This window comes from Nemorincola caseinilytica (assembly GCF_039540515.1).
Taxonomy (GTDB): domain Bacteria; phylum Bacteroidota; class Bacteroidia; order Chitinophagales; family Chitinophagaceae; genus Nemorincola; species Nemorincola caseinilytica.
Genome location: NZ_BAABFA010000025.1, coordinates 2,501 through 5,776, shown reverse-complemented (window position 1 = coordinate 5,776; position 3,276 = coordinate 2,501). Strand labels below are relative to the sequence as shown.

The following is a 3,276-nucleotide window of genomic DNA, read 5'->3' as shown; positions in this document are numbered from 1 at the left end:
CAGTGAGGCTCTTAAAAGAATATGGCAGCTACCTACTCTCCCGCATTGTTGTGCAGTACCATCGGCCATGGCGGGCTTAACTTCTCTGTTCGGAATGGGAAGAGGTGAACACCGCCGGCAATACCACCATAAGATGGTTCGTCCGTTCATAATTGGTAGATAGTAGTTAGTAATTAGTACAAGGTCAGGAGTATACACTCTTTCGACCATCTACTATATACTATAGACCATCTACTACAGACAATAATATCGACATATTGGGTCAGCGACTTTTTCGTAAGAAAACAAAGATCAAAGCTTACGGGCAATTAGTACTACTCGGCTTTGATGTTACCACCTTTACACCTGTAGCCTATCGACGTGGTCGTCTTCCACGGCCCTTAAAAGTAAACTCATCTTGAGGAAGGTTTCGCGCTTAGATGCTTTCAGCGCTTATCCTGGCTGTACATAGCTACTCTGCACTGCCCCTGGCGGAACAACAGATACACCAGCGGTACATACGCTCCGGTCCTCTCGTACTAAGAGCATGTCCTCGCAATTTACTAACGCCCACCACAGATAGAGACCGAACTGTCTTGCGACGTTCTGAACCCAGTTCACGTGCCACTTTAATCGGCGAACAGCCGAACCCTTGGGACCTTCTCCAGCCCCAGGATGTGACGAACCGACATCGAGGTGCCAAACCTCCCCGTCGATATGAGCTCTTGGGGGAGATCAGCCTGTTATCCCCGGAGTACCTTTTATCCTTTGAGCGATGGCCCTTCCATACGGAAACCACCGGATCACTTTAGCCTGCTTTCGCACCTGCTCGGCTGGTCAGCCTCACAGTCAAGCACCCTTATACTAATACGCTCTGCGTACGATTACCAACCGTACTGAGGGCACCTTTGCGAGCCTCCGTTACACTTTAGGAGGCGACCACCCCAGTCAAACTACCCACCATGCAATGTCTCCCTTTCAGGATTAGACCCTAAGTAACAGAAGGTTGGTATTTCAACGTTGGCTCCATGATGGCTGGCGCCACCACTTCATAGCCTCCCAACTATGCTACACATCTGTTACTCAAGATCAATGCAAAGTTGTAGTGAAGGTTCACGGGGTCTTTTCGTCCCGTGGCGGGTAACCGGCATCTTCACCGATACTACAATTTCACCGGGCTCACGGAGGAGACAGCGTTCAACTCATTAGACCATTCGTGCAGGTCGGAACTTACCCGACAAGGAATTTCGCTACCTTAGGACCGTTATAGTTACGGCCGCCGTTTACCGGGGCTTCGGTCACAAGCTTCGGATCACTCCTAACAAGCTCCCTTAACCTTCCGGCACCGGGCAGGTATCAGGCTCTATACGTCTTCTTTCGAATTTGCAGGGCCCTGTGTTTTTGCTAAACAGTTGGTTGAACCATTTCATTGAATCCACCTTACGATGGATAGCTTTATCCCGAAGTTACAGCTACAATTTGCCTAGTTCCTTCTCCGTGGCTCACCCGAGCGCCTTAGAATACTCTTCTCGACCACCTGTGTCGGTTTACGGTACGGGTTGTAATGACCTAGCCTTAGAAGTTTTTCTCGCGAGCATGATTAGGGTCGCTATCTCTTTGGCCGAAGCCTCTGAGTACTATCACGTTCGACATCCCATACGGATTTGCCTATATAGGATATATCTACACGCTTTAACGGGATATACCGTTACCCCGCGGACCTTTCACTTCTCTGTTACTCCATCGAAATCATTACAAGTGCTGGAATATTCACCAGCTTGACATCAGCTACGCCTCTCGGCTTTGCCTAAGTACCCGACTGACCCTGATCCGATTAACGTTGATCAGGAACCCTTGGTCTTTCGGCGATAAGATTTTTCATCTTATTTATCGTTACTCATTCCTACATTTTCTTTTCTGACCGCTCCAGCATACCTCACGGTACACCTTCAATGCTGGTCAGAATGCTCCCCTACCAATCCGCCTAAGGCGGATTCCATAACTTCGGCACTATGTTTGATGCCCGATCATTTTCCGTGCCCGAACCCTCGACCAGTGAGCTGTTACGCACTCTTTAAATGAATGGCTGCTTCCAAGCCAACATCCTGGCTGTCTTAGGATCCGAACTTCGTTTGTTCAACTTAACATAGATTTAGGGGCCTTAATTGATGGTCTGGGTTATTTCCCTCTCGGCCATGGACCTTAGCGCCCACAGCCTCACTGCCGCAGATATATATTAGCATTCGGAGTTTGTCAGGGTTTGGTAGGCGGTGAAGCCCCCTAGCCCAATCAGTAGCTCTACCTCTAACATACTTCTATAATGCGACGCTGTTCCTAAAAACATTTCGGGGAGAACGAGCTATCTCTCAGTTTGATTGGCCTTTCACCCCTATCCACAGGTCATCCCATAGCTTTTCAACGCTAATGAGTTCGGACCTCCAGTGTGTGTTACCACACCTTCATCCTGCCCATGGATAGATCACAAAGTTTCGCGTCTGCACCCACTGACTATACGCCCTGTTTGGACTCGCTTTCGCTGCGGCTCCGTTAATTATGAACTTAACCTCGCCAGTGAGTAGCAACTCGTAGGATCATTATGCAAAAGGCACGCCGTCACCCTTTAACAGGCTCCGACCGCTTGTAGGCGCACGGTTTCAGGTACTATTTCACTCTGCTATTCGCAGTACTTTTCACCTTTCCCTTACGGTACTGGTCCACTATCGGTCACTAACTAGTATTTAGCCTTACCAGATGGTGCTGGCAGATTCACGCAGGATTTCTCCGGTCCCGCGCTACTCAGGGTACCACTCGTCCACATATATTGCTACTTACAGGGCTATCACCTCGTATCGCTTACCTTTCCAGGTAATTCAGTTTGAATATGCTTTCTAAACGTGGCCCTACAACCCCTGTGAAGCACGCCTCACAGGTTTGGGCTCTTCCCACTTCGCTCGCCACTACTACGGGAATCATTAGTTATTTTCTTTTCCTCCAGGTACTTAGATGTTTCAGTTCTCTGGGTTGGCTCCCTTTCGGGTGATATACCTTCAGTATACCGGGTTGTCCCATTCGGAGATCTTCGGATAATAGATCGTATGCATCTACCCGAAGCTTATCGCAGCTTACCACGTCCTTCTTCGCCTGTTAGTGCCAAGGCATCCGCCATGCGCCCTTATTTGCTTTAAAAATTTTTATAGCCGTTTTAATACCGGCTGCATTTACCTTACTACTTGAATATACACCGGGGGTGTATACCCAAAATCGCTTTCCCAATATGTCAAAGAACTTCGTCATTTA

2 rRNA genes are annotated in these 3,276 nt (G+C 48.6%); both read right to left on the bottom strand.

The annotated features are described in order from the left end of the window. Positions 1 to 19: 19 nt before the first annotated feature. Positions 20 to 131: ribosomal RNA gene (gene rrf / locus ABD843_RS16310) — 5S ribosomal RNA — on the bottom strand. Between the two features lie 157 nt (positions 132 to 288). After that, positions 289 to 3,165 (bottom strand): 23S ribosomal RNA (locus tag ABD843_RS16305). Positions 3,166 to 3,276 lie beyond the last annotated feature (111 nt).